The sequence below is a fragment of the Streptomyces sp. NPDC001381 genome (genome assembly GCF_042895685.1).
Classification (GTDB): Bacteria; Actinomycetota; Actinomycetes; order Streptomycetales; family Streptomycetaceae; genus Streptomyces.
Map to the genome: position 1 here is coordinate 209,809 of NZ_JBIAWO010000003.1, position 19,619 is coordinate 229,427.

Sequence of the window (19,619 nt, forward strand, 5' to 3'; positions counted from 1 at the left end):
CCGCCCCTTCGCGTACGCGCGGCCCGGGGGACAGCAGCCCCCGGACGGTCACTTCAACGCCAGCAACAGCGTGTCCGAGGGCGAGCACCACACCGCCCGCGCCTCGCCGAAGCCGCGCGCCAGCAACTCCTGGGCGTGCCGGCGGCTGGAGGGCATGTCGCCGTCGGCGTGCTCGCCGTAGATCTCGAAGCGGCGGGCGGTGGGTCCGGCCAGGACCGGGTCCTGCGCGGCGAGCCGCCACCACTCGGCCCAGTCGAGGACGCCCTCGGTCCGGGCCCGGTCCATGCGCGCGTGGCGCAGCACGCGCTCCGCCGCGTTGATCCGGGGCGTCGTGTCGTCGATCATGTGATCCGCGTTCATGAAGACACCGCCGTCGCGGACGAGTTCCGCGACCTGACCGTAGAGGGCCGCGAGGGGTTCGCTGTGCAGCCAGTGCAGGGCCGTGGCGGTCAGGACGGCGTCGTACGAGTCGTACGGCAGCCGCGCCCGCCAGCCCGGGTCCTTGAGGTCGGCGGTCACCAGGGTCACCCGGTCGTCACCCGCGAAGGTGCCCTCGGCGATGGTGAGGAGGGCCGGGTCGAGGTCCACGCCGGTGCTGGTGGCGCCGGGGAAGCGGGCCAGCAGCCGCGCGGTGATGGTGCCGGTGCCGCAGGCGAGGTCGAGCACCCGGGGCTCACGCCCCACGAAGGCCTCGACCATGTCGAGCATGATCCGGAAGCGGTCCTCCCGGTCGGGCATGTACCACTCCTGCTGACGGTCCCAGCTCTTCTGCCAGGCCTGCCAGTCGGTTCCGGTACCGGTGGTGGTCATGGAAGCCCCCTCGTCACCCGATGCGTAATACCCTGAAAGCACGATCAGCCGTTACCGACCGCACCCCACGACCATAGAGCCCCTCTGTAAGGACTACAAGTGGAACTGGCCTATTACTCGGACTACGCCGTGCGTCTCGTCAACAGCGAGGAACCGGCCCGGGGCAAGGACAGCCTGACCTCGGTCGAGGCCGTCCGCGATCTCTTCGGCGGCAACCAGTCGGCCGCCCGGCGCGCCACCGACGCGGACGTCACCCGCTTCCGCTCGGTCCGGGCCCGCCTGCGCGCGGTCTTCGAGGCGGCCGACCACGGCGACGAGACCCTCGCCGTCGACCTGCTCAACTCGCTGCTGCTGGAGTTCCCGGTGAGCCCGCAGATCTCCGGCCACGACTTCCGCGACGACGACGGCCGTCCGCTGTGGCACATGCATCTGGCGGACCATCCGTCGAACGCGACGGCGGGCTACGCGGCCATCGCGGCGATGGGCCTGGCGTTCCACCTGACCGAGTACGGCGTCGACCGGCTCGGCCTGTGCGAGGCATCCCCCTGCCGCAACGCCTACCTCGACACCTCGACCAACCGCTCCCGCCGCTACTGCTCCGACCGCTGCGCGACCCGCGCCAACGTGGCCGCCTACCGCGCCCGCAAGCGCCTGGAGGCGGACCGGACCGCCAGCACCGGCCTGGCCGCCGACAGCGCCCAGCGCACCACCGCCAGCGGCGAGCGCTGATCCGGCTTCCGCGGCCGGTAGCGCAGCCGCACCTTGCCCAGGATCAGCTCGTCCGGCACGGTCCCGTAGTCGGTGCTGTCGCCCCCGGCGTACGCGTTGTCCCCGAGCACCCACCACCCGCCGTCCCGCCGCTCGACGGCCCGCTTCACGACGAGCAGGTCCTGCTGGAAGGGATGCCGCAGCACGACCACGTCCCCGGCCCGCACCCGCGCCCCGTACTGCACCACCAGCTGGTCGCCGTGGTACAGGGTGGGCACCATGGAGGGCCCGGTCACCTCGGCCAGCCCGAAGGGCGGCGCGGCCGCCCTCCCCCGCTCGGTCTCCTGCGACGGTTCCGGCATCCCCGGCACCTCCCCGGTCCGTTCCTCCACCAGTCTCAGTCTCACCCCGGACTTTTGTCCTAAGCCCATGGGGGCACTCGCGAAAACCCGTCTTGCAGGGAGTAATGTCCCACCTGAGAAGACGATCACGAGGAAGGAACGCTCCATGCTTTCCCGCCTGTTTGCCCCCAAGGTCAAGGTCAGCGCGCACTGCGACCTGCCCTGCGGCGTGTACGACCCGGCCCAGGCCCGCATCGAGGCGGAGTCCGTGAAGGCCGTGCAGGAGAAGATGGCCGCCAACGACGACCCGCACTTCCAGGCGCGCGCCACCGTCATCAAGGAGCAGCGTGCCGAGCTCGCGAAGCACCACGTCTCCGTGCTGTGGAGCGACTACTTCAAGCCCCCGCACTTCGAGAAGTACCCGCAGCTGCACACGCTGGTCAACGACACCCTGAAGGCCCTGTCGGCCGCCAAGGCGTCGACGGACCCGAAGACCGGTGAGAAGGCCCTGGAGCTGATCGCCGAGATCGACAAGATCTTCTGGGAGACCAAGAAGGCCTGATCCTCGATCACGCCTTTCCGACCTGCGTTTTCCTGTCGCAGCGTCTCCATGGCCGCACCCGGGCCGTCGGCCGCCGACCACGGCGTCCCCGACGGCTTCGGGTGCGGTCTGCTGTGCGTCCCGGTGACTGTGGACATCCCGGCAGGGCCGTGCGGGGCCGATCTACGATCGCCGCATGAGTTCCCGTACCCGCACCCCGGTTCGCTGGACGTACGTCTTCGTCGACCGGCCCGCCGAGCAGTTTCCGGAGGCCTGTGCCTTCTGGACCGCCGTCACGGACACCTCGCCGTCCGAACTCCGCGGTGAGCAGGACGAGTTCACCACCCTGCTGCCCAACGGCGGCGGCGACGCGTGGGTGAAGGTCCAGGGGGTCGCGGACGGGGACGGCGGCGCGCATCCCGACTTCGCCGTCGAGGACGTGTCCGCCTTCGTGGCGGCGGCGCTGGAGTCCGGGGCGCGGACGGTCGCCGCGCACGACGGGTGGGCCGTACTGCGCTCCCCGGCCGGGCAGTTGTTCTGCGCGGTGCCCTGGCAGGGTGAGTCGGTCCGGCCGCCGGCGTTCGGGGGCAGCCGTCTGGACCAGGTGTGCGTGGACGTCCCGCCGTCCGCCTACGACGCCGAAGTCGCGTTCTGGAGCGCCCTGCTGCCCGACTGGTCGTCCCGGCCGGGATCCCTCCCCGAGTTCCATGTGGTCGCGCCCCCGGCGGGCCTGCCCGTCCGCATCCTGCTCCAGCGCCTCGGAGCCGAACGGCCCGTCTCCGCCCATCTCGACCTGGCCTGCGGCTCCGCCGTCGACGCCGTACGCGCCCGGCACGAGCGGCTCGGCGCCTCGCTCGTCGCTCCCGCGTCCCACTGGACGGTGATGCGCGACCCGACGGGCGGCCTGTACTGCCTGACGGGCCGCGACCCGGAGACGGGCGGTCTGCCGCCGGCCGCCTCCTGAGCGGCCGGGTGTCCGGACGCCGTCGCTCAGGCGGGCGCGGTCACGTCCACGGCTCCACGTCCACCACCGCGTCCACCGGTATCGGCCCGTACACGTGCGGGAACTCCTCACCGCCGGGTTCCGGGGCCTCGTACCTCAGCGGGACGTCCAGTCGGGCCGGGTCCACGACCAGCACCACCAGCTCGTCGGGGCCGTCGTAGGAGCCGTAGAGGAAGGCGGCGACCGCGGGGAGCTGGGCGCGGGTGGAGCAGTGGATGAAGCCCTCCTCCGCGAGGGTGCGGCCACGGGTGGACCACGTGTAGGCGCCCTCTGCGCGGGCCGCCGCCCAGAGCGCGCGTTCGGTGAGGTGGAGGACGTACGGAACGGGTTCGGTCATACGGGTCAAGCTAGCCGGTCTGTTCGGCCGGGGCGTCGGGCTCCTCCTCCGGGTGACGGAAGTGGGTGCCCTCCTCGACGTACGCCTCGCACTCGGGGTTGTGGCACGGGCCGGGTCCCCAGCGCGGGACCCAGGCACCCAGGGTCTTGTGCCGCCGGACGACGGACTGTACGGGCTGCCCGCAGACCGGACAGACGCGTTGTTCTCTGTCCATGCCCTCAGGGTAGGGCCGTCACCGCCTGCGTGCGTAGGTGCGGACGAGGACTCCGTTGGTGAGGGTGCGGACGGACTCCAGGCCGAAGCCGGTGACGGGGACCCCGGTGGCGAACATGGGCATACCGCTGCCGTAGACGATCGGGTACGTCTTGATCACGAGCTCGTCGATCTCGTCGAACAGCTCGCCCGCGAGCCGGGAACCGCCGCACAGGTAGATGCCGAACTCGCCGTCCTCCGCCTTCAGGGCGCGGACCCTGTCGAGCAGACCGTCCGCGATGATCTCGACGTCCGGGTCCGGCGACTCGGCGAGGGTGCGCGAGGCGACGTACTGGCGCAGATGGGCGTAGGGACTGGTGACGCCCTCCTTCAGCGCGAGGTCGTAGCTGGCCCGGCCCTGGACGATCGTGTCGAACCGCCGGTTCTCCGGGTCGCCGAGGCCGAGCGCCCGACGGCCGTGGGTGGGCAGGGTCTCCGGGTACTCCGTGGTGAGGAAGCCGAGGAGCTCCTCGTCGACGTACGTCATGAGCGCGGTGGCGTCGCCGGACTCGTCCCCGATGAAGCCGTCGAGCGAACAGGCGACGAAGTAGGTGAGCTTTCGCACGTGGGCCTCTTTCCGTAGGCTGGGATCCGAACCACTCCAGTTGTAGTACTTCAGATGTAGTGGTTGCAAGGGGATATCCGGCGCTGCCCGGAGACAGGCACAAGTGGGAGAGGAGGTTCCGCATGGCCGGCAATCCGGAGCGCCGTGCGGCCCTGGTGGACGCGGGCATCGAGGTGCTCGCCCGGGAGGGGGCGCGCGGTCTGACGTTCCGGGCGGTGGACACCGCGGCGGGCGTGCCCACGGGCACCGCCTCCAACTACTTCACCGGGCGCGACGACCTGCTGCGGCAGATCGACGCCCGGCTGCACGTCCGGCTGGCCCCCGACCCCGAGGTGCTCGCCGCGCTGTTGCGCAGGCCCCGCGACCGCTCCCTGGTCACGGCGTTCATGCACGACCTGATGAGCCGCGCGACCGGCGACCGGGCCGGCTATCTGGCCCTGCTGGAGATGCGCCTCGAAGCGACCCGGCGGCCCGAGCTGCGTGCGTCGTTCACCACCTCGGTGCGCGGCGACCTCGACCAGGGCATGGAGTTCCACCGGGCGGCCGGGCTGCCCGGCGGCGACGAGACCGTCGTCGTGCTGTACCTCGCCATGCTCGGCCTGATCCTGGAGCATCTGACGCTGCCGGGCGTCCTGGACGGCGCGCTGCCGGGGGTGGGGGTCCCGGAGGGCCTGGTGGAACGGATCGTGGCGACGGTGGTGCCGGAGGATTCCTGACGGCGCCACCGGCCGGCTCTCGCACACCGGTGGACCCCGCACGCCGTGGGGAGGTGCGGGGCCCACCGGGGTCTCCTGGTGCGCGGCGGGCGGGGCCCCCGCGCGTCTCCGGCGTGATCCGCCGGACCGGCGCCGTCCGGTGCTGTGACCGGAGAAGGTCTGCCGGATAGCTCGCGGCGTCCGGTGCCGGGGGCACCTCCCACGCCTTTCGGGCTGTGGAGGAGCATCGCGAGGCGGAGCATCGCCCGCGTACTGGACGTACTGGGGTGATGCGACAACGCGGCGAGGTGCCGTGGCGGGCGCCGCGAGCCGGTGCACCCTTCCGGTCACCGCACTAGGCGCTGCGCCGGGTCACGAACTCCGCCAGGGACAGCAGGCCGCCCGCGGACTCCGGGTCCGGGATCGCCCGGGCCAGTTCGTCCATCGCGCGGGACATCCGGTCGGCCGCCTGTTCCTGGGCCCAGGCGCGGCCGCCGGCCCGCTCCACCGCCTGCGCGGTGCGGTCCAGGTCCTCGGGCAGGGCGGGCCGCGCGTACAGCTCGGCCAGTTCCCCGGCGGCCGGGGTGCCCGAGACCAGGGCGGCGACCACCGGCAGGGACTTCTTGCGGGCGGCGAGATCCGCACCGACCGGCTTGCCGGTGTGCCGCGGATCGCCCCATATGCCGATGACGTCGTCGATGAGCTGGAAGGCGAGCCCGGCCTCACGGCCGAACGCGTCCAGCGCGTCCACGTCCTCCCGCGCCGCCCCCGCGTACAGCGCGCCCACCGCGCAGGCGCACCCGATCAGCGCGCCCGTCTTGGCCTCGGCCATGGCGAGCACCTCCTCCAGGGTGACCTCGGTGGGGCCGCGCCGCTCCAGGGCCGTGTCCGCCTGCTGGCCCTCACAGAGCTCCACCACACAGGCCGCGAGCCGGGCGGCGGCCGCCGCGGCCGCCGGGTGCGGGTCCTCGGCGAGCATGCCGAGGGCCCGTGCCTGCAGGGCGTCCCCGGCGAGGATCGCGTCGGCGTCACCGAACACGGTCCAGGCGGTGGGGCGGTGCCTGCGGGTGGCGTCCCGGTCCATCACGTCGTCGTGCAACAGCGTGAAGTTGTGGACCAGTTCGACCGCCGCGGCGGCCCGGACGGCCGCCGCCCGGGCCGCCGGACCGCCGAGTGCGGCGGCCGCGGCGAGGACGAGCGCGGGACGGATCGCCTTGCCGGCGTTCCCCGCGGCCGGGGTGCCGTCGGCGTGTTCCCAGCCGAAGTGGTAGCGGGTGATCCGGCGCATCGAGCGGGGCAACGAGTCCACGGCCGCGCGCAGTTCCGGATCGACCGCCGCCCTGGCCCGCTCCAGGATCGCCGTCGCCTCCTGCTCGTCGGAGGCCGCCGGCCCGGTCCGCCCCCCGCTCTCCCCCGGGCTCTCCCCGAGGCTCTCCCGCGGGCTGTCCGCCTGCCTCCCGATCGGCCTTCGCCCTTCGCGCGTCCCGTTCGGCCTGGTGGCGGAGGTCACCGCCAGCGGCCGATCTCGACGTTCTCCAGCACGCCCAGCGCGTCCGGCACCAGAACCGCGGCCGAGTAGTAGGCCGTCACCAGGTACTTGATGATCGCCTGTTCGTTGATGCCCATGAACCGCACCGACAGGCTCGGCTCGATCTCGTCCGGGATGCCGGACTGGCGCAGGCCGATGACCCCCTGGTCCTGCTCGCCGAGACGCATCGCGATGATCGAGCTGGTCCGGGCCTCCGTGACCGGGATCTTGTTGCAGGGGTAGATCGGCACCCCGCGCCAGGTGGGGATCCGGTTGCCGCCGACGTCGATCGTCTCGGGCACCAGCCCGCGCTTGTTCAGCTCGCGGCCGATCGCGGAGATCGCGCGCGGATGGGCGAGCAGCATCTTCGTGCCGCGCCGCCTGCTGAGCAGTTCGTCCAGGTCGTCGGGGCCGGGCACGCCGTCGTGCGGCTGGAGCCGCTGGTCGTACTCGCAGTTGTGGAGCAGGCCGAACTCGCGGTTGTTGACCAGCTCGTGCTCCTGGCGCTCCTTGATCGCCTCGACCGTCAGCCGCAACTGCTGCTCGGTCTGGTTCATGGGCTGGTTGTAGAGGTCGGCCACACGCGTGTGGATGCGCAGGACGGTCTGGGCGATGCTCAGTTCGTACTCGCGCGGGGAGGCGTCGTAGTCCACGAACGTGTGCGGGATGTCCGGCTCACCGGCGTGGCCGGCGGCCAGGTCGACGGCCTTCTCGCCGTACTTGTTGGTGCGCTGCTCGGGGATCGCGCGCAGCCGCTGGAGGTGGGCGCGCAGGGAGCCGGCCCGCTCCGCGACCTGTTCGAGGTCCTGGCGGGCCAGGATCAGCACGGTGCAGGTGGTGTCGGCGCGGGCGGTGTACTCCCAGATGGCGTCGGCGTCGAGCAGTGCCTGGTCGCCGAAGTAGGCGCCGTCCGCGAGGACGCCGAGCACCTGGTCGTCGCCGTAGGGTCCGGTGCCGACCTTCTCGACGCGGCCGTGCGCCAGCAGGTAGACCTCGTCGGTCTGGTTGCCGAAGGAGGCGATGACCTGGCCGGGGCCGAACTCCCGCTGCCGGCAGCGCTGGGCGAGCTCCGACAGCACCTCCTCGTCCTCGTAACCGCGCAGCGCGGGCAGTTCGCCCAGCTCGGCCGGGATCACCTCGACACGGTCGCCGGTCTTGACGAACGTGATGCGGCCGTCGCCCACCGCGTACGTCAGCCGCCTGTTGACCCGGTACGTACCGCCCTGCACGTCCACCCAGGGCAGGTTCCGCAGCAGCCAGCGGGAGCTGATCTCCTGCATCTGCGGTGCGGACTTGGTCGTGGTGGCCAGGTTCCGCGCGGCCGCGGTGCCGAGACTCTGCTGCGGCTTGCCCGACTCGGTGCGGACCTCTTCGCCTACCGACATGAGTGATGCCCTCCCAAATCATGCACGGGCGCCGAACCGCCGGTGCACTGGTACGCGGACCAGCCTTCCATCACGGTGTGTGCTCGTGCTATTACACGAAAGAGCGGGAATGGATCATCGTGGCCCTGGGAAGCGGGACGCATCCGGAACGGTGTTCGACAATGGGCGGGTGAACGACCTGCGCCCCCGCCTGCCCTCCCCTCTCCAGGAGGCGGCCGACGACCGGTTCGAGCGGCACGGCGTACGGCTGCTGCTGAAGCGGGACGACCTGATCCACCCGGAGCTGACCGGCAACAAGTGGCGCAAGCTGGTGCCCAACCTGGAGGCGGCGGCCGGGCGGACGGTCCTCACCTTCGGCGGCGCCTACTCCAACCACCTGCGCGCCACGGCCGCGGCCGGCCGGCTCCTGGGGCTGGCCACGGTGGGCGTGGTGCGCGGGGACGAGCTGGCCGGCCGCCCCCTGAACCCCTCCCTCGCCCGGTGCGTCGCCGACGGCATGCGCCTGCACTTCGTGGACCGCTCCGCCTACCGCCGCAAGGCCGAGCCGGACGTGCTGCGCGAGCTCTCGGCGGCGGCCGGCGCCGGTGACGCGTACGTCGTCCCGGAGGGCGGCAGCAACGCGCTCGCGGTCCGCGGCTGCCGGGCCCTCGGCGAGGAACTGCGCGACCACGGCGGAGTCGACGTGGCCGCCCTCGCCTGCGGCACCGGCGGCACCCTCGCGGGCCTGGCGGCGGGGCTCGGCCCGGGGCAGCGGGCCCTGGGCGTACCGGTCCTCAAGGGCGGGTTCCTGGGGGACGCCGTGCGGGCGCTGCAGACCGAGGCCCTCGGCGCTCCCACGGGCGCGTGGCGGCTCGACGAGCGCTTCCACTTCGGCGGCTACGGCCGGATCACCCCGGAACTCGACGCCTTCGCGGAGGATTTCGAGCGACGGCACGGCGTACCGGTCGAACGTCTCTATGTCGCCAAATTGCTCTACGGACTCGTCGCCCTCGCCGAGGAGGGTGCCTTCCCGCGCGGGACGACGGTGGCGGCGGTCGTCACGGGACGCCCCTTTCCATGACCGCCGCGTTCCGCGACCGCGGCTTTCCGTGACCGCCGTCAGGCCGTCTCCCGGTAGGCCGCCGCCTCCTCCAGGTCCAGCCGGCGCAGCAGCGTCCGCAGCATCTCGTCGTCGATGTGGCGGCCGTCGCGCAGCCGTACGAACATCGCGCGCTCGGCGCTGATCATCTCGCGGGACAGCCGCCGGTAGGTGTCGTCGACGGTCTCCCCGGTGACCGGGTTGACCTGGCCGAGGCGCTCCCAGACGGCGTTGCGGCGGCGCTCGAGGACGTCGCGCAGGCGGTCGGCGAGCGGCGGGGGCAGGGCGTTGCGCTCGTCGGCGAGCAGGGCGTCCAGGCGCTCCTCGGCGACCCGGGAGGCCTGGGCCTGGGCGTTGGCCTCGGCGAGCGTGGCGGCCTGCGCGTCGGGCGCGGGGAACTTCAGCACGCGGATCAGCGGGGGCAGGGTCAGGCCCTGCACCACCAGGGTGCCGATGACCGTGGTGAACGTCAGGAACAGGATCAGGTTGCGGTGCGGGAAGGACTCGCCGTGCTCCACGGTGAGGGGGATGGAGAAGGCGATGGCCAGCGAGACCACGCCCCGCATGCCGGCCCAGGCGATGACGAAGGGGCCCCGCCAGGTCGGGTTCTCCTCCCGTGCGCGGATGCGTGCCGAGAGCGCCCGGGGCAGGAAGGTGGCCGGGTAGACCCACAGGAAGCGGGCCGCGACGACCACGAGGAACAGGGCGAACGCGTACCAGGCGGCGTCCAGGCCCTCGTACGAGCCGAGGCCCCTGAGGACCACCGGCAGCTGCAGGCCGATCAGCGCGAAGACCGCCGACTCCAGGACGAAGGCGACCATCTTCCACACCGCGTCCTCCTGGAGGCGGGTGGCGAAGTCGACCTCCCAGGCCCGGTGACCCAGGTAGAGCGCGACGACGACCACGGCGAGGACGCCGGAGGCGTGGAACTGCTCGGCGGACGCGTACGCGACGAACGGGATGAGCAGGGAGAGCGTGTTCTGCAGGAGGGGTTCCTTCAGGTGGGTGCGCAGCCAGTGCAGCGGAGCCATGAGGATCAGCCCCGCGGCGACTCCGCCCAACGCCGCCACCAGGAACTCCTCGATGCCGCCCGCCCAGGACGCGCCCTCGCCGACCACGACCGCGAGGGCCACCTTGTAGGCGGTGATGGCGGTGGCGTCGTTCAGCAGGGACTCGCCCTGGAGGATCGTGGTGATCCTCGACGGCAGGCCGACCCGGCGCGCCACCGCCGTCGCCGCGACCGCGTCCGGCGGCGCCACGACCGCGCCCAGCACCAGCGCCGCGGTCAGCGGCAGCCCGGGGACGAGCAGGTAGGCGGCCCAGCCGACGGCGACCGTCGCGAACAGCACGTATCCGACCGACAGCAGCGCCACCGGCCGCAGCTGGGCGCGCAGGTCGAGGTAGGAGCTGTCGGTGGCCGAGGTGTACAGCAGCGGGGGCAGGAGCAGCGGGAGGACGACGTCCGGGTCCAGGGTGTAGTCCGGGACCCCGGGCACGTACGACACCGCCAGTCCGACCGCGACCAGCAGCAGGGGCGCCGGCACCGGGGTGCGCCGGGCCGCCGCCGCGACCGCCGCGCTGCCCGCCACCAGCAACAGCAGTGGCATCACGTCCATGTCTCGCCCGCCTCGTTTTTCCGCGCGGTCGTCCGCGCGAGCGTCGTAATCTGGCAATCATGAAACAGTGCACGCACGCCGACGCGCTGCCCCACCCCGAACCCGTCCCGCTCGGCGAGACGTGTCCGGAGTGCCTGCGGGACGGCACCCACCCGGTGCAGTTGAGGCTGTGCCTGACGTGCGGCCACGTCGGCTGCTGCGACTCCTCGCCCAGCCGGCACGCGTCGGAGCACCACAAGGAGACCGGCCATCCCGTGATGCGGACCTTCGAGCCCGGGGAGAACTGGCGCTGGTGCTTCGTCGATCATGTCCTCGTTTGAGCATCGGAGGCGGTCAGGAGGTGAACTTCTGAGGAGGTCCGGCCGTTGTACTTCCGAGACGGTCCTGCCGTCCGGCGGGTACGGTTCGACCATCTGACGCCTGGGTACGTCAACCCGGCGCGCCCTCTTCCCTTTTGGGTCCGCAGACCCCTAGACACGGAGCGTGTTCACAGGTTTACTGTGAGTGACGCCAGGGGGTTGGGGTCCCGGGGACAGGAAACTTGGGAGCGCGATAGCGTCACCGCTGCACCACCCACGCGTTACCCCGGGGGGCGACCCTCGGCCCCGAAAAGCTTGTACCACCTTGGAGGTGAGGGTGTCCCAGATCGCAGGCGAGCCCGCGACCCAGGACTTCGTGGAAGTCCGGCTGCCGGCTGCGGGTGCCTACCTGTCGGTGCTGCGGACGGCCACGGCCGGCCTCGCGGCCCGTTTGGACTTCACCCTGGACGAGATCGAGGACCTGCGCATCGCGGTGGACGAGGCCTGCGCGATCCTGCTTCAGCAGGCCGTGCCCGGCTCGGTGCTCAGTTGTGTGTTCCGGCTCGTCGACGACTCGCTCGAGGTCACCGTCTCGGCGCCGACCACCGACGGCCACGCCCCCTCGCGGGACACCTTCGCCTGGACCGTGCTGTCCGCCCTGGCGGGCAAGGTCTCCTCGGCCGTCGACGAGGACAAGACCGTTTCGATCAGCCTCTACAAACAGCGCGGCGCGGGACCCGGGCCGGCGTGAGGAACGGGGACGGGCCGGTGCGGGACGAAGAGCGCGGCACACGGGAGCTGCCGGCCGAGAACGATCCAGTCTCTCCGGGCGGTTCCCGACGCATGACGGCGGACGGCATCGACGGCATTCCCGAGCAGGCCCGGCCTCATCCGGAGGACGACACCGGGCGCCGGGATCCGGGTGCCGTGCAGGACCCGCCCCGCGAGGGGCGGATCGGGGGCTCCCCCGGCCGGGCTGAGGACAGGGCTCGACAGAGGGCGACGGGCGGGACGATGAGCGAGCACGAGCGAGACGACGAACAGGGCGTGCCGGGCACGCGGCAAGAACCCCGTACCCAGCACGGATCCCGTGACGAAGGGGACCGCAGCGGGGCACGGGCGATGTTCGTCGAGCTGCGCCGCCTGAAGGACGGCAGCCCCGAGTACGCGGAGCTGCGCAATCAGCTGGTCCGTATGCACCTGCCGCTCGTCGAGCACCTGGCGCGGCGCTTCCGCAACCGCGGCGAGCCGCTGGACGACCTCACCCAGGTCGCCACCATCGGCCTGATCAAGTCGGTCGACCGCTTCGACCCGGACCGCGGCGTGGAGTTCTCGACGTACGCGACCCCGACGGTGGTCGGCGAGATCAAGCGGCACTTCCGCGACAAGGGCTGGGCGGTGCGCGTCCCGCGCAGGCTCCAGGAGCTGCGCCTCGCGCTGACCACGGCGACGGCGGAGCTGTCGCAGCAGCACGGCCGCTCCCCCACCGTCCACGAGCTGGCCGAGAAGCTCGCCATCTCGGAGGAGGAGGTCCTGGAGGGCCTGGAGTCCGCCAACGCGTACTCCACCCTGTCGCTGGACGTCCCCGACACCGACGACGAGTCCCCGGCCGTCGCCGACACCCTCGGCGCGGAGGACGAGGCGCTGGAGGGCGTCGAGTACCGGGAGTCGCTCAAGCCGCTCCTGGAGGATCTCCCGCCGCGCGAGAAGCGGATCCTGCTGCTGCGGTTCTTCGGCAACATGACCCAGTCGCAGATCGCGCAGGAGGTCGGCATCTCACAGATGCACGTGTCCCGGCTGCTGGCGCGGACACTGGCTCAGCTGCGGGAGAAGCTGCTGGTCGAGGAGTGACCCCTCGGGCTACTTCGCCTCGTTGCCGGGCCCGCGGATCCCGAGGGCCCGGGTCGTCTCCCCGTTGACGAGCAGCACGAGCGCGGCGACGGCGACCACCGCGAGGGCGATGCCGGCCGGGATGGCCATGCTGTCGGCCTGCAGCAGGTTGTAGGCCACCGGCAAGGCCATGATCTGCGTGATCACGGCGGGACCCCGGCTCCAGCTGCGCAGGCCGAGCAGACCGCGCGCGGCGAGCAGCGGCAGCAGGGCGAGCACGATCAGGGTCACGCCCCCGGTGACGGCCTGCTGACGGTCGTCCGGGTCACCGGCGAGGCCCAGCACGAGGATCCACACCCCGCCGGCCACGAGCGCCAGCCCCTCCAGACCGGCCAGCGCGGCGGCATACGTCACCCGGCGCGGGCGCGGACCAGCGGTGTCCGGGGCGGTCTCCGGGGCGAGGGGGCTCTGCTCACTGCTCACCCCTGAAGGGTAGCCCCGCACCTGCGGGGGCTCGTGTCGAGGCTCACCCGCGCTCTCTTACCGGATCCCCACCTCGGCCTGTGCCCGGGTACCACCCAGTAGGTACGCTGCAACCCATGCGTGCACTTCTCGTGGTCAACCCGGCAGCAACCACTACGAGTGCACGGACGCGCGACGTCCTCATCCACGCGCTCGCCAGCGAGATGAAGCTGGAGGCGGTCACCACCGAGTACCGGGGGCACGCACGCGACCTCGGCCGGCAGGCCGCGGAGAGCGGGAACACCGACCTGGTGGTGGCCCTCGGCGGCGACGGCACGGTCAACGAGGTGGTCAACGGCCTGCTGCACGCGGGCCCCGACCCGGAGCGGCTGCCCGGCCTCGCGGTGGTCCCCGGCGGCTCCACCAATGTCTTCGCCCGGGCCCTGGGTCTGCCCAACGATCCGGTGGAGGCCACCGGCGCCCTGCTGGACGCGCTGCGCGAGGAGCGCGAGCGCACGGTGGGCCTGGGCATGGCCTCCGGCACCCCGGGCACGGAGGACGAGGCGGTGCCCTCGCGCTGGTTCACCTTCAACGCCGGCCTCGGATTCGACGCGGGGGTCGTGGGGCGGGTCGAACAGCAGCGCGAGCGGGGCAGGAAATCCACCCACGCCCTCTATCTCATGCAGGCCGTGCGTCAGCTGCTGGGCGAGCCGGACCGCCGGCGCGGTTCGATCACACTGGAGCAGCCGGACGCCGACCCGGTGACCGATTTGGTGCTGTCCATAGTCTGCAACACGGCTCCGTGGACCTATCTGGGCAATCGCCCGGTGTACGCGTCACCTAAGGCCTCGTTCGATACCGGGCTCGACGTACTCGGTCTCAGCCGTCTGTCCACCGCCTCGGTTGCCCGGTATGGCACCCAGTTGCTCACTTCGTCCCCCGAGCGGGGACCGCATGGCAGGCATGCCCACTCATTCCACGACCTGGACCGGTTCACCTTGCATTCGAAGGTCCCTCTGCCCCTCCAGATGGACGGCGACCACCTGGGGCTGCGAACGAGCGTGACGTTCACAGGCGTACGCCGTGCACTGCGTGTGATTGTGTGAGCAGAAAGGGCTGAAGTCCTTTCACTCGAACGTTTAGGCCAGGATCCACCCCATGGAAGTACGGCTGTGACCTAGTCGACACCGAGGAATCAAAAAAAACTTTCCGGAAGGGGTTGTATCCGCCGCTGAGGTTTGCGAGTCTCTACGTGGCGATCGGGACGGCCCGCAACACCGGCCTCCACTGATCACCAGAACCCCTCTTCAATCCACAGGACCACGCCAGCGAACCTGGCGGGTTGGCCCTTCACTTGTTGAGGGATTCGTGAAAGCGTTCACATTCACAAGCAACCTGCACGTAATACCAAGGAGAGGTAGCAGCCATGGACTGGCGTCACAACGCCGTTTGCCGCGAGGAAGACCCCGAGCTGTTCTTCCCCATCGGCAACACCGGTCCTGCGCTGCTGCAGATCGAGGAAGCCAAGGCCGTCTGCCGTCGCTGCCCGGTTATGGAGCAGTGTCTGCAGTGGGCGCTCGAGTCCGGCCAGGACTCCGGCGTCTGGGGTGGTCTCAGCGAGGACGAGCGCCGTGCCATGAAGCGTCGCGCCGCCCGCAACCGGGCCCGTCAGGCCTCCGCCTGACAACACCCGCCCCGCACACAGCCTGAGCTTGGCGGCGCGTACAGCGAGTACGCATCTCCCGCCCCCGAGCCGCAGCGCGCAGTACCCCCGATGCGCAGCTAATCGCTGGCAACGAGCATCAGAGCCCCGGACCCCTGACCGGTCCGGGGCTTCTTGCTGTGCGGGCCCCGGGGGAGGGTGCCGCCCTACTTCTGGGCCCGCACCGGGATGTCCAGGATCACCTGCGTACCGCGCTCCGGCGCCGGGACCATGTCGAAGGTGCCGCCCAACTCGCCCTCCACCAGCGTCCGGACGATCTGCAGGCCGAGGTTGCCCGAGGTGTGCGGGTCGAAGCCCTCGGGCAGGCCCACGCCGTCGTCCTGGACGGTGACCAGGAGGCGGGCCTCCTTCGTCGTACCGCCACGGACGGCCGAGACCTCGACCGTACCGGTGTCGCCCTCGCGGAAGCCGTGCTCCAGGGCGTTCTGGAGGATCTCGGTGAGCACCATGGACAGCGGGGTGGCGACCTCCGCGTCCAGGATGCCGAAGCGCCCGCTGCGCCGGCCGGTCACCTTGCCCGGCGAGATCTCCGCGACCATCGCGAGCACCCGGTCGGCGATCTCGTCGAACTCCACGCGCTCGTCGAGGTTCTGGGACAGCGTCTCGTGCACGATGGCGATCGAGCCGACCCGGCGGACCGCCTCCTCCAGGGCCTCCCGGCCGCGTTCGGACTCGATGCGGCGGGCCTGCAGGCGCAGCAGGGCGGCGACCGTCTGGAGGTTGTTCTTCACCCGGTGGTGGATCTCCCGGATGGTGGCGTCCTTGGTGATCAATTCGCGTTCGCGGCGGCGCAGTTCGGTGACGTCCCGGAGCAGGACGAGCGAACCGATGCGGGTGCCCTTGGGCTTGAGCGGGATCGTGCGGAACTGGATGACCCCGTCCTTGGCCTCGATCTCGAACTCACGGGGCGCCCAGCCGCTGGCGACCTTGGCCAGCGCCTCGTCCACCGGCCCCCGGGTGGGGGCGAGTTCGGCGGTGGTGTCGCCGAGGTGATGGCCGACCAGGTCGGAGGCGAGGCCGAGGCGGTGGTAGGCGGAGAGCGCGTTCGGGGAGGCGTACTGGACGATGCCGTCGCCGTCGACCCGGATCAGGCCGTCGCCCACGCGCGGGGCGGCGTCCATGTCCATCTGCTGGTTGGGGAAGGGGAAGGAGCCGGCCGCGATCATCTGCGCGAGGTCGGAGGCGCTCTGGAGGTAGGTCAGCTCCAGGCGGCTCGGGGTGCGCACGGTCAGCAGGTTGGTGTTGCGGGCGATGACTCCGAGGACGCGGCCGTCCCGTCGTACGGGGATGGACTCGACGCGTACGGGGACCTCTTCACGCCATTCCGGATCGCCCTCGCGCACGATCCGGCCCTCGTCGAGCGCGGCGTCGAGCAGGGGGCGGCGGCCGCGCGGCACCAGGTGGCCGACCATGTCGTCCTGGTAGGAGGTCGGGCCGGTGTTGGGCCGCATCTGGGCCACCGAGACATAGCGGGTGCCGTCGCTGGTGGGCACCCACAGGACCAGGTCGGCGAAGGAGAGGTCGGAGAGCAGCTGCCACTCCGAGACCAGCAGGTGGAGCCACTCGAGGTCGGAGTCGTCGAGGGCGGTGTGCTGGCGTACGAGTTCGTTCATGGAGGGCACGTCTGCGAGCGTACCCGGGGTGCGGGAAGTGTCCGAAAAACACCCGCGGGCCGCGGCGCCTGGGAGGGACCCTCAACCCTCCCGGCACCGCAGCCCGGAGCTGTATCGGCCGCGGGGTGTGCGGTCCCGTCGACCGAAGGTGAGGAGCCGGGGCAGTCAGGGCAGAGAGCTCCGGACCCTCGGTCCGCCTTCCTGTGCGGGGAAGACGGAAGATTTCGCGTGCTGTTCTCTCACGGTCCATTGTGGACTAGACCACTAGGTGTGTCCATGCCCCACCGTCCATGACGCAGCCTAGCCTGTGCGAGTTCCTCCACGGACCGAGATGCGGGGGGCAATTTCGGGGAGCTCTGCTAGATTGGTCTAAACCACTCAGCTCAGAACGGCAGGCCAGCGTGGAAGTTGTCATCGTTCCGGACGCCAGCTCGGGCGGCGAACTGATCGCCGAGGCCATGGCGGCACTCCTGCGACGCAAGCCCGACGCCCTGCTCGGTGTGGCCACCGGCTCCACCCCGCTGCCCGTCTACCAGGCGCTCGCGGCCAAGGTGCGCGCCGGTGAGGCGGACACCTCGCGGGCGCGGATCGCCCAGCTCGACGAGTACGTGGGACTGCCCGCCGAGCACCCCGAGTCCTACCGCTCGGTGCTGCGGCGCGAGGTCCTCGAACCGCTGGGCATCGGCATGGGTGCCTTCCTCGGGCCCGACGGCACGGCCGAGGACGTCCAGGCGGCGTGCGCGGCGTACGACGCGGCGCTGGCCGCCGCCGGCGGGGTGGACCTCCAGCTGCTCGGGATCGGCACCGACGGGCACATCGGCTTCAACGAGCCGTGCTCGTCGCTGCGCTCGCGCACCCGGATCAAGACGTTGACCGAGCAGACCCGGGTGGACAACGCGCGGTTCTTCGGCGGAGACATCGAGCAGGTGCCGCATCACGTCATCACTCAGGGGATCGGGACCATCCTGGAGGCGCGCCATCTGGTGCTGCTCGCCACCGGGGAGGGCAAGGCGGACGCGGTGGCGGCGACCGTGGAGGGGCCCGTCGCGGCGGTGTGCCCCGCCTCGGCGCTGCAGTTGCATCCGCATGCGACGGTCGTGGTCGACGAGGGAGCGGCGTCCAAGCTGAAGCTCGCGGACTACTTCCGGCACACGTTCGCCAACAAGCCGGCGTGGCAGGGGATTTAAGCGGTCTCGTCTGCGGGGTTCTGGCTTTCGCGGGCTGCGGGCCGTGGTGGGCCGGCCGCGCCCACGCGGCGCAGCCGCACAGCGGTACAGCCCCGCACCCCTCAACATCAGCAAGGCGCCGGCCCCTTGGAAAGGGGCCGGCGCCTTGCGTGTCCTGGGCGCTACCTGCCCGCGACGACCTCCGCCGCCGCCCGGCCGCACACGCGGGCCGCGCCCTGCGTCGCGATGTGCAGGGCTCCGCGTGGCACCGCCCGGGGGACGCCCATCTCGACCACGAGGGTGTCGGGGCGGGCCGCCAGGAGCGTGTCGAGGGCCGCCGCCATCCAGGGGTGCCGGTGCTCGTCGCGGACCACGGCGACGATCCGCCGCTCCCCCGCCGCGAGCAGCGCCGCCCGCCCCGCGTCCGCGCCGCTGAAGCTGCCCGTCCGCGTCCCGGGCAGCAGCCGCGCCAGCTCCGCCGCCACACCCCACGGCGTCTCGTCGCCGACGGCGATGTTGGCCACCGGGGTGAGGGCGGCGACGTAAGGGGGGTCGGTGAGGGGGGTGAAGGGGTCCGCGCCGGTGACCCGCAGGGCGCGGCGGGCGGCCAGCAGGCCCACGTCCGGCCGGGGCTCGGCGGTGCTCCCGGGAGCCGAGCCGGTCCAGCGGGCCAGGGCGCGCACCCGCTGCGCCGCGTCCGCCAGTCGTTCCTCGGGGAGCTCGCCCGTGCGGACGGCGGTGATCAGCGCGTCGCGCAGGCGTCGTACCGTCGCGTCGTCGGACAGTCCGCCGCCCACGCAGATGGCGTCGGCGCCGGCGGCGATCGCGAGGACGCTGCCCCGCTCGATGCCGTACGTCGCGGCGACGGCCTGCATCTCCATGCCGTCGGTGACGATCAGGCCCTCGTAGCCGAGGTCGCGGCGGAGGAGGTCCGTCAGGACGGGGCGGGACAACGTTGCCGGGCGGACCGGGTCCAGGGCGGGCACCAGGATGTGCGCGCTCATGATCGCCCGGGTGCCGGCGCCGATGGCCGCGAGGAAGGGGACCAGTTCGCGTTCCGCCAGGGCCTCGGCCGGCACGTCGATGCGCGGGAGCGCGTGGTGGGAGTCGACGGCCGTGTCGCCGTGGCCCGGGAAGTGCTTGGTGCAGGCCGCCACGCCCGCCGCCTGGAGGCCGGTGACGTAGGCGGCGGTGTGCCGTGCGACCAGGTGGGGGTCGGCGCCGAAGGAGCGGACGCCGATCACCGGGTTCGCCGGGTTGGAGTTGACGTCCGCCGACGGGGCCCAGTTCAGGTTGACCCCGCACTCCGCGAGCCGGCGGCCCAGTGCGTACGCCACGTCCCGGGTGAGCTCCACGTCGTCCACCGCGCCCAGCGCGTGGTTGCCGGGGAAGCTGGAGCCGGTGCGCACCTCCAGGCGGGTGACGTCCCCGCCCTCCTCGTCGATGGCGACCAGGACGTCGTCCCGTTCCGCGCGCAACTGGGCGGTCAGGGCCGAGAGCTGTTCCGGGGAGGTGATGTTGCGGCCGAAGAGGCCGACCGAGGCCAGGCCCTCACCGAGGCGGCGCAGCAGCCAGTCGGGGGCCGTGACGCCGGTGAAGCCGGGCTGCAGGACCGTCAGCGCGTCACGGGTCAGCGTGTCGGTGCCGGGGGCGATTGTCGTCATCGG

Annotated in this window: 22 protein-coding genes; 11 read left to right on the forward strand and 11 right to left on the reverse strand. The window is 71.9% G+C overall.

Features of this window, described 5'->3' with window-relative positions:
- Nucleotides 1-48 precede the first annotated feature (48 nt).
- On the reverse strand, nt 49-810 hold the full coding sequence (locus ACFY2L_RS14525; RefSeq protein ID WP_390822499.1) for a class I SAM-dependent methyltransferase: 762 nt from the start codon (nt 808-810) through the stop codon (nt 49-51).
- A gap of 99 nt (nt 811-909) precedes the next feature.
- Here ACFY2L_RS14525 and ACFY2L_RS14530 point away from each other — a divergent pair, with 99 nt between their 5' ends.
- Nucleotides 910-1,539 (forward strand): CGNR zinc finger domain-containing protein, encoded by a 630-nt coding sequence (locus ACFY2L_RS14530; protein WP_390661094.1) that lies wholly within the window; start codon nt 910-912, stop codon nt 1,537-1,539.
- Here the strand turns inward: ACFY2L_RS14530 and sodX are convergent.
- Nucleotides 1,443-1,880 (reverse strand): nickel-type superoxide dismutase maturation protease, encoded by a 438-nt coding sequence (gene sodX, locus ACFY2L_RS14535; protein ID WP_390661095.1) that lies wholly within the window; start codon nt 1,878-1,880, stop codon nt 1,443-1,445. The genes ACFY2L_RS14530 and sodX overlap by 97 nt on opposite strands.
- A gap of 145 nt (nt 1,881-2,025) precedes the next feature.
- Between sodX and sodN the strand changes: the two genes are divergently transcribed.
- Together sodN and ACFY2L_RS14545 are read left to right on the forward strand one after the other, a co-directional pair.
- Nucleotides 2,026-2,421, forward strand: a complete 396-nt coding sequence (sodN, locus tag ACFY2L_RS14540) for a superoxide dismutase, Ni (protein WP_390822500.1) — start codon at nt 2,026-2,028, stop codon at nt 2,419-2,421.
- Nucleotides 2,422-2,596: 175 nt separating this feature from the next.
- Nucleotides 2,597-3,364: a VOC family protein gene (locus ACFY2L_RS14545; protein WP_390822501.1), complete on the forward strand. Its 768-nt coding sequence runs from the start codon at nt 2,597-2,599 to the stop codon at nt 3,362-3,364.
- Between the two features lie 40 nt (nt 3,365-3,404).
- Here ACFY2L_RS14545 and ACFY2L_RS14550 read toward each other — a convergent pair whose 3' ends face one another.
- Genes ACFY2L_RS14550 through ACFY2L_RS14560 form a run of 3 tightly spaced genes read right to left on the reverse strand, consistent with a single transcriptional unit; the run spans nt 3,405 to nt 4,557 of the window.
- Entirely contained in the window at nt 3,405-3,740 is a 336-nt protein-coding gene (locus tag ACFY2L_RS14550) for a DUF952 domain-containing protein (protein ID WP_390822502.1), read from the reverse strand.
- A gap of 10 nt (nt 3,741-3,750) precedes the next feature.
- Nucleotides 3,751-3,954 (reverse strand): hypothetical protein, encoded by a 204-nt coding sequence (locus ACFY2L_RS14555; protein WP_390661099.1) that lies wholly within the window; start codon nt 3,952-3,954, stop codon nt 3,751-3,753.
- Between the two features lie 18 nt (nt 3,955-3,972).
- Complete coding sequence (locus tag ACFY2L_RS14560; RefSeq protein WP_390661100.1) at nt 3,973-4,557, reverse strand: dihydrofolate reductase family protein; 585 nt, start codon at nt 4,555-4,557, stop codon at nt 3,973-3,975.
- Between the two features lie 122 nt (nt 4,558-4,679).
- On the opposite strand from ACFY2L_RS14560, the gene ACFY2L_RS14565 reads away from it, so the two are divergent.
- Entirely contained in the window at nt 4,680-5,273 is a 594-nt protein-coding gene (locus ACFY2L_RS14565; protein WP_390661101.1) for a TetR/AcrR family transcriptional regulator, read from the forward strand.
- A 334-nt stretch (nt 5,274-5,607) separates the two neighbouring features.
- Here the strand turns inward: ACFY2L_RS14565 and ACFY2L_RS14570 are convergent, their stop codons facing one another.
- Both ACFY2L_RS14570 and ACFY2L_RS14575 read right to left on the reverse strand, forming a co-directional pair.
- The gene (locus ACFY2L_RS14570) at nt 5,608-6,762 is read right to left on the reverse strand and encodes a family 2 encapsulin nanocompartment cargo protein polyprenyl transferase (RefSeq protein WP_390822503.1); all 1,155 of its coding nucleotides are present in this window, start codon (nt 6,760-6,762) and stop codon (nt 5,608-5,610) included.
- Nucleotides 6,759-8,165, reverse strand: coding sequence for a family 2B encapsulin nanocompartment shell protein (locus ACFY2L_RS14575; RefSeq protein WP_390661103.1), 1,407 nt, complete (start codon nt 8,163-8,165; stop codon nt 6,759-6,761). Before ACFY2L_RS14575 ends, ACFY2L_RS14570 begins: the two co-directional genes overlap by 4 nt.
- A 109-nt stretch (nt 8,166-8,274) precedes the next feature.
- Here ACFY2L_RS14575 and ACFY2L_RS14580 point away from each other — a divergent pair, with 109 nt between their 5' ends.
- Nucleotides 8,275-9,225, forward strand: a complete 951-nt coding sequence (locus tag ACFY2L_RS14580; RefSeq protein ID WP_390661104.1) for a 1-aminocyclopropane-1-carboxylate deaminase/D-cysteine desulfhydrase — start codon at nt 8,275-8,277, stop codon at nt 9,223-9,225.
- Nucleotides 9,226-9,263: 38 nt separating this feature from the next.
- On the opposite strand, the gene ACFY2L_RS14585 is transcribed toward ACFY2L_RS14580, so the two are convergent.
- Nucleotides 9,264-10,859: a Na+/H+ antiporter gene (locus tag ACFY2L_RS14585; RefSeq protein ID WP_390822504.1), complete on the reverse strand. Its 1,596-nt coding sequence runs from the start codon at nt 10,857-10,859 to the stop codon at nt 9,264-9,266.
- Between the two features lie 59 nt (nt 10,860-10,918).
- Between ACFY2L_RS14585 and ACFY2L_RS14590 the strand changes: the two genes are divergently transcribed.
- The 3 genes from ACFY2L_RS14590 (at nt 10,919) to ACFY2L_RS14600 (ending at nt 13,009) form a co-directional block, all read left to right on the forward strand.
- Nucleotides 10,919-11,179 carry a UBP-type zinc finger domain-containing protein gene (locus ACFY2L_RS14590; RefSeq protein ID WP_390661106.1) on the forward strand — a complete coding sequence of 87 codons (261 nt, stop codon included), beginning with the start codon at nt 10,919-10,921 and terminating at the stop codon, nt 11,177-11,179.
- Nucleotides 11,180-11,495: 316 nt separating this feature from the next.
- Nucleotides 11,496-11,909, forward strand: coding sequence for an anti-sigma regulatory factor (locus tag ACFY2L_RS14595; RefSeq protein ID WP_004925829.1), 414 nt, complete (start codon nt 11,496-11,498; stop codon nt 11,907-11,909).
- Nucleotides 11,910-11,926: 17 nt separating this feature from the next.
- The gene (locus ACFY2L_RS14600) at nt 11,927-13,009 is read left to right on the forward strand and encodes an RNA polymerase sigma factor SigF (RefSeq protein WP_390661107.1); all 1,083 of its coding nucleotides are present in this window, start codon (nt 11,927-11,929) and stop codon (nt 13,007-13,009) included.
- A 9-nt stretch (nt 13,010-13,018) separates the two neighbouring features.
- On the opposite strand, the gene ACFY2L_RS14605 is transcribed toward ACFY2L_RS14600, so the two are convergent.
- On the reverse strand, nt 13,019-13,471 hold the full coding sequence (locus ACFY2L_RS14605; RefSeq protein WP_390661108.1) for a hypothetical protein: 453 nt from the start codon (nt 13,469-13,471) through the stop codon (nt 13,019-13,021).
- Nucleotides 13,472-13,587: 116 nt separating this feature from the next.
- Between ACFY2L_RS14605 and ACFY2L_RS14610 the strand changes: the two genes are divergently transcribed.
- Nucleotides 13,588-14,556, forward strand: a complete 969-nt coding sequence (locus tag ACFY2L_RS14610; RefSeq protein ID WP_390661109.1) for a diacylglycerol/lipid kinase family protein — start codon at nt 13,588-13,590, stop codon at nt 14,554-14,556.
- Nucleotides 14,557-14,876: 320 nt separating this feature from the next.
- On the forward strand, nt 14,877-15,134 hold the full coding sequence (locus ACFY2L_RS14615; protein ID WP_016639615.1) for a WhiB family transcriptional regulator: 258 nt from the start codon (nt 14,877-14,879) through the stop codon (nt 15,132-15,134).
- Between the two features lie 185 nt (nt 15,135-15,319).
- On the opposite strand, the gene ACFY2L_RS14620 is transcribed toward ACFY2L_RS14615, so the two are convergent.
- Entirely contained in the window at nt 15,320-16,795 is a 1,476-nt protein-coding gene (locus tag ACFY2L_RS14620) for a sensor histidine kinase (protein ID WP_390661110.1), read from the reverse strand.
- A 392-nt stretch (nt 16,796-17,187) separates the two neighbouring features.
- Between ACFY2L_RS14620 and nagB the strand changes: the two genes are divergently transcribed.
- Nucleotides 17,188-17,973, forward strand: a complete 786-nt coding sequence (nagB, locus tag ACFY2L_RS14625) for a glucosamine-6-phosphate deaminase (protein WP_390661112.1) — start codon at nt 17,188-17,190, stop codon at nt 17,971-17,973.
- Nucleotides 17,974-18,134: 161 nt separating this feature from the next.
- On the opposite strand, the gene ACFY2L_RS14630 is transcribed toward nagB, so the two are convergent.
- The gene (locus ACFY2L_RS14630; RefSeq protein WP_390661113.1) at nt 18,135-19,616 is read right to left on the reverse strand and encodes a glycoside hydrolase family 3 protein; all 1,482 of its coding nucleotides are present in this window, start codon (nt 19,614-19,616) and stop codon (nt 18,135-18,137) included.
- Nucleotides 19,617-19,619 lie beyond the last annotated feature (3 nt).

Bases quoted from the DNA above. Each gene is read 5' to 3' on its own strand.
- sodX (WP_390661095.1), bottom strand. From the start codon at position 1,880: ATGCCGGAACCGTCGCAGGAGACCGAGCGGGGGAGGGCGGCCGCGCCG.
- ACFY2L_RS14565 (WP_390661101.1), top strand. From the start codon at position 4,680: ATGGCCGGCAATCCGGAGCGCCGTGCGGCCCTGGTGGACGCGGGCATC.
- ACFY2L_RS14555 (WP_390661099.1), bottom strand. From the start codon at position 3,954: ATGGACAGAGAACAACGCGTCTGTCCGGTCTGCGGGCAGCCCGTACAG.
- ACFY2L_RS14615 (WP_016639615.1), top strand. From the start codon at position 14,877: ATGGACTGGCGTCACAACGCCGTTTGCCGCGAGGAAGACCCCGAGCTG.
- ACFY2L_RS14580 (WP_390661104.1), top strand. From the start codon at position 8,275: ATGGATCATCGTGGCCCTGGGAAGCGGGACGCATCCGGAACGGTGTTC.
- ACFY2L_RS14545 (WP_390822501.1), top strand. From the start codon at position 2,597: ATGAGTTCCCGTACCCGCACCCCGGTTCGCTGGACGTACGTCTTCGTC.
- ACFY2L_RS14525 (WP_390822499.1), bottom strand. From the start codon at position 810: ATGACCACCACCGGTACCGGAACCGACTGGCAGGCCTGGCAGAAGAGC.
- sodN (WP_390822500.1), top strand. From the start codon at position 2,026: ATGCTTTCCCGCCTGTTTGCCCCCAAGGTCAAGGTCAGCGCGCACTGC.
- ACFY2L_RS14610 (WP_390661109.1), top strand. From the start codon at position 13,588: ATGCGTGCACTTCTCGTGGTCAACCCGGCAGCAACCACTACGAGTGCA.
- ACFY2L_RS14590 (WP_390661106.1), top strand. From the start codon at position 10,919: ATGAAACAGTGCACGCACGCCGACGCGCTGCCCCACCCCGAACCCGTC.
- ACFY2L_RS14630 (WP_390661113.1), bottom strand. From the start codon at position 19,616: ATGACGACAATCGCCCCCGGCACCGACACGCTGACCCGTGACGCGCTG.
- ACFY2L_RS14575 (WP_390661103.1), bottom strand. From the start codon at position 8,165: ATGTCGGTAGGCGAAGAGGTCCGCACCGAGTCGGGCAAGCCGCAGCAG.
- ACFY2L_RS14550 (WP_390822502.1), bottom strand. From the start codon at position 3,740: ATGACCGAACCCGTTCCGTACGTCCTCCACCTCACCGAACGCGCGCTC.
- ACFY2L_RS14585 (WP_390822504.1), bottom strand. From the start codon at position 10,859: ATGGACGTGATGCCACTGCTGTTGCTGGTGGCGGGCAGCGCGGCGGTC.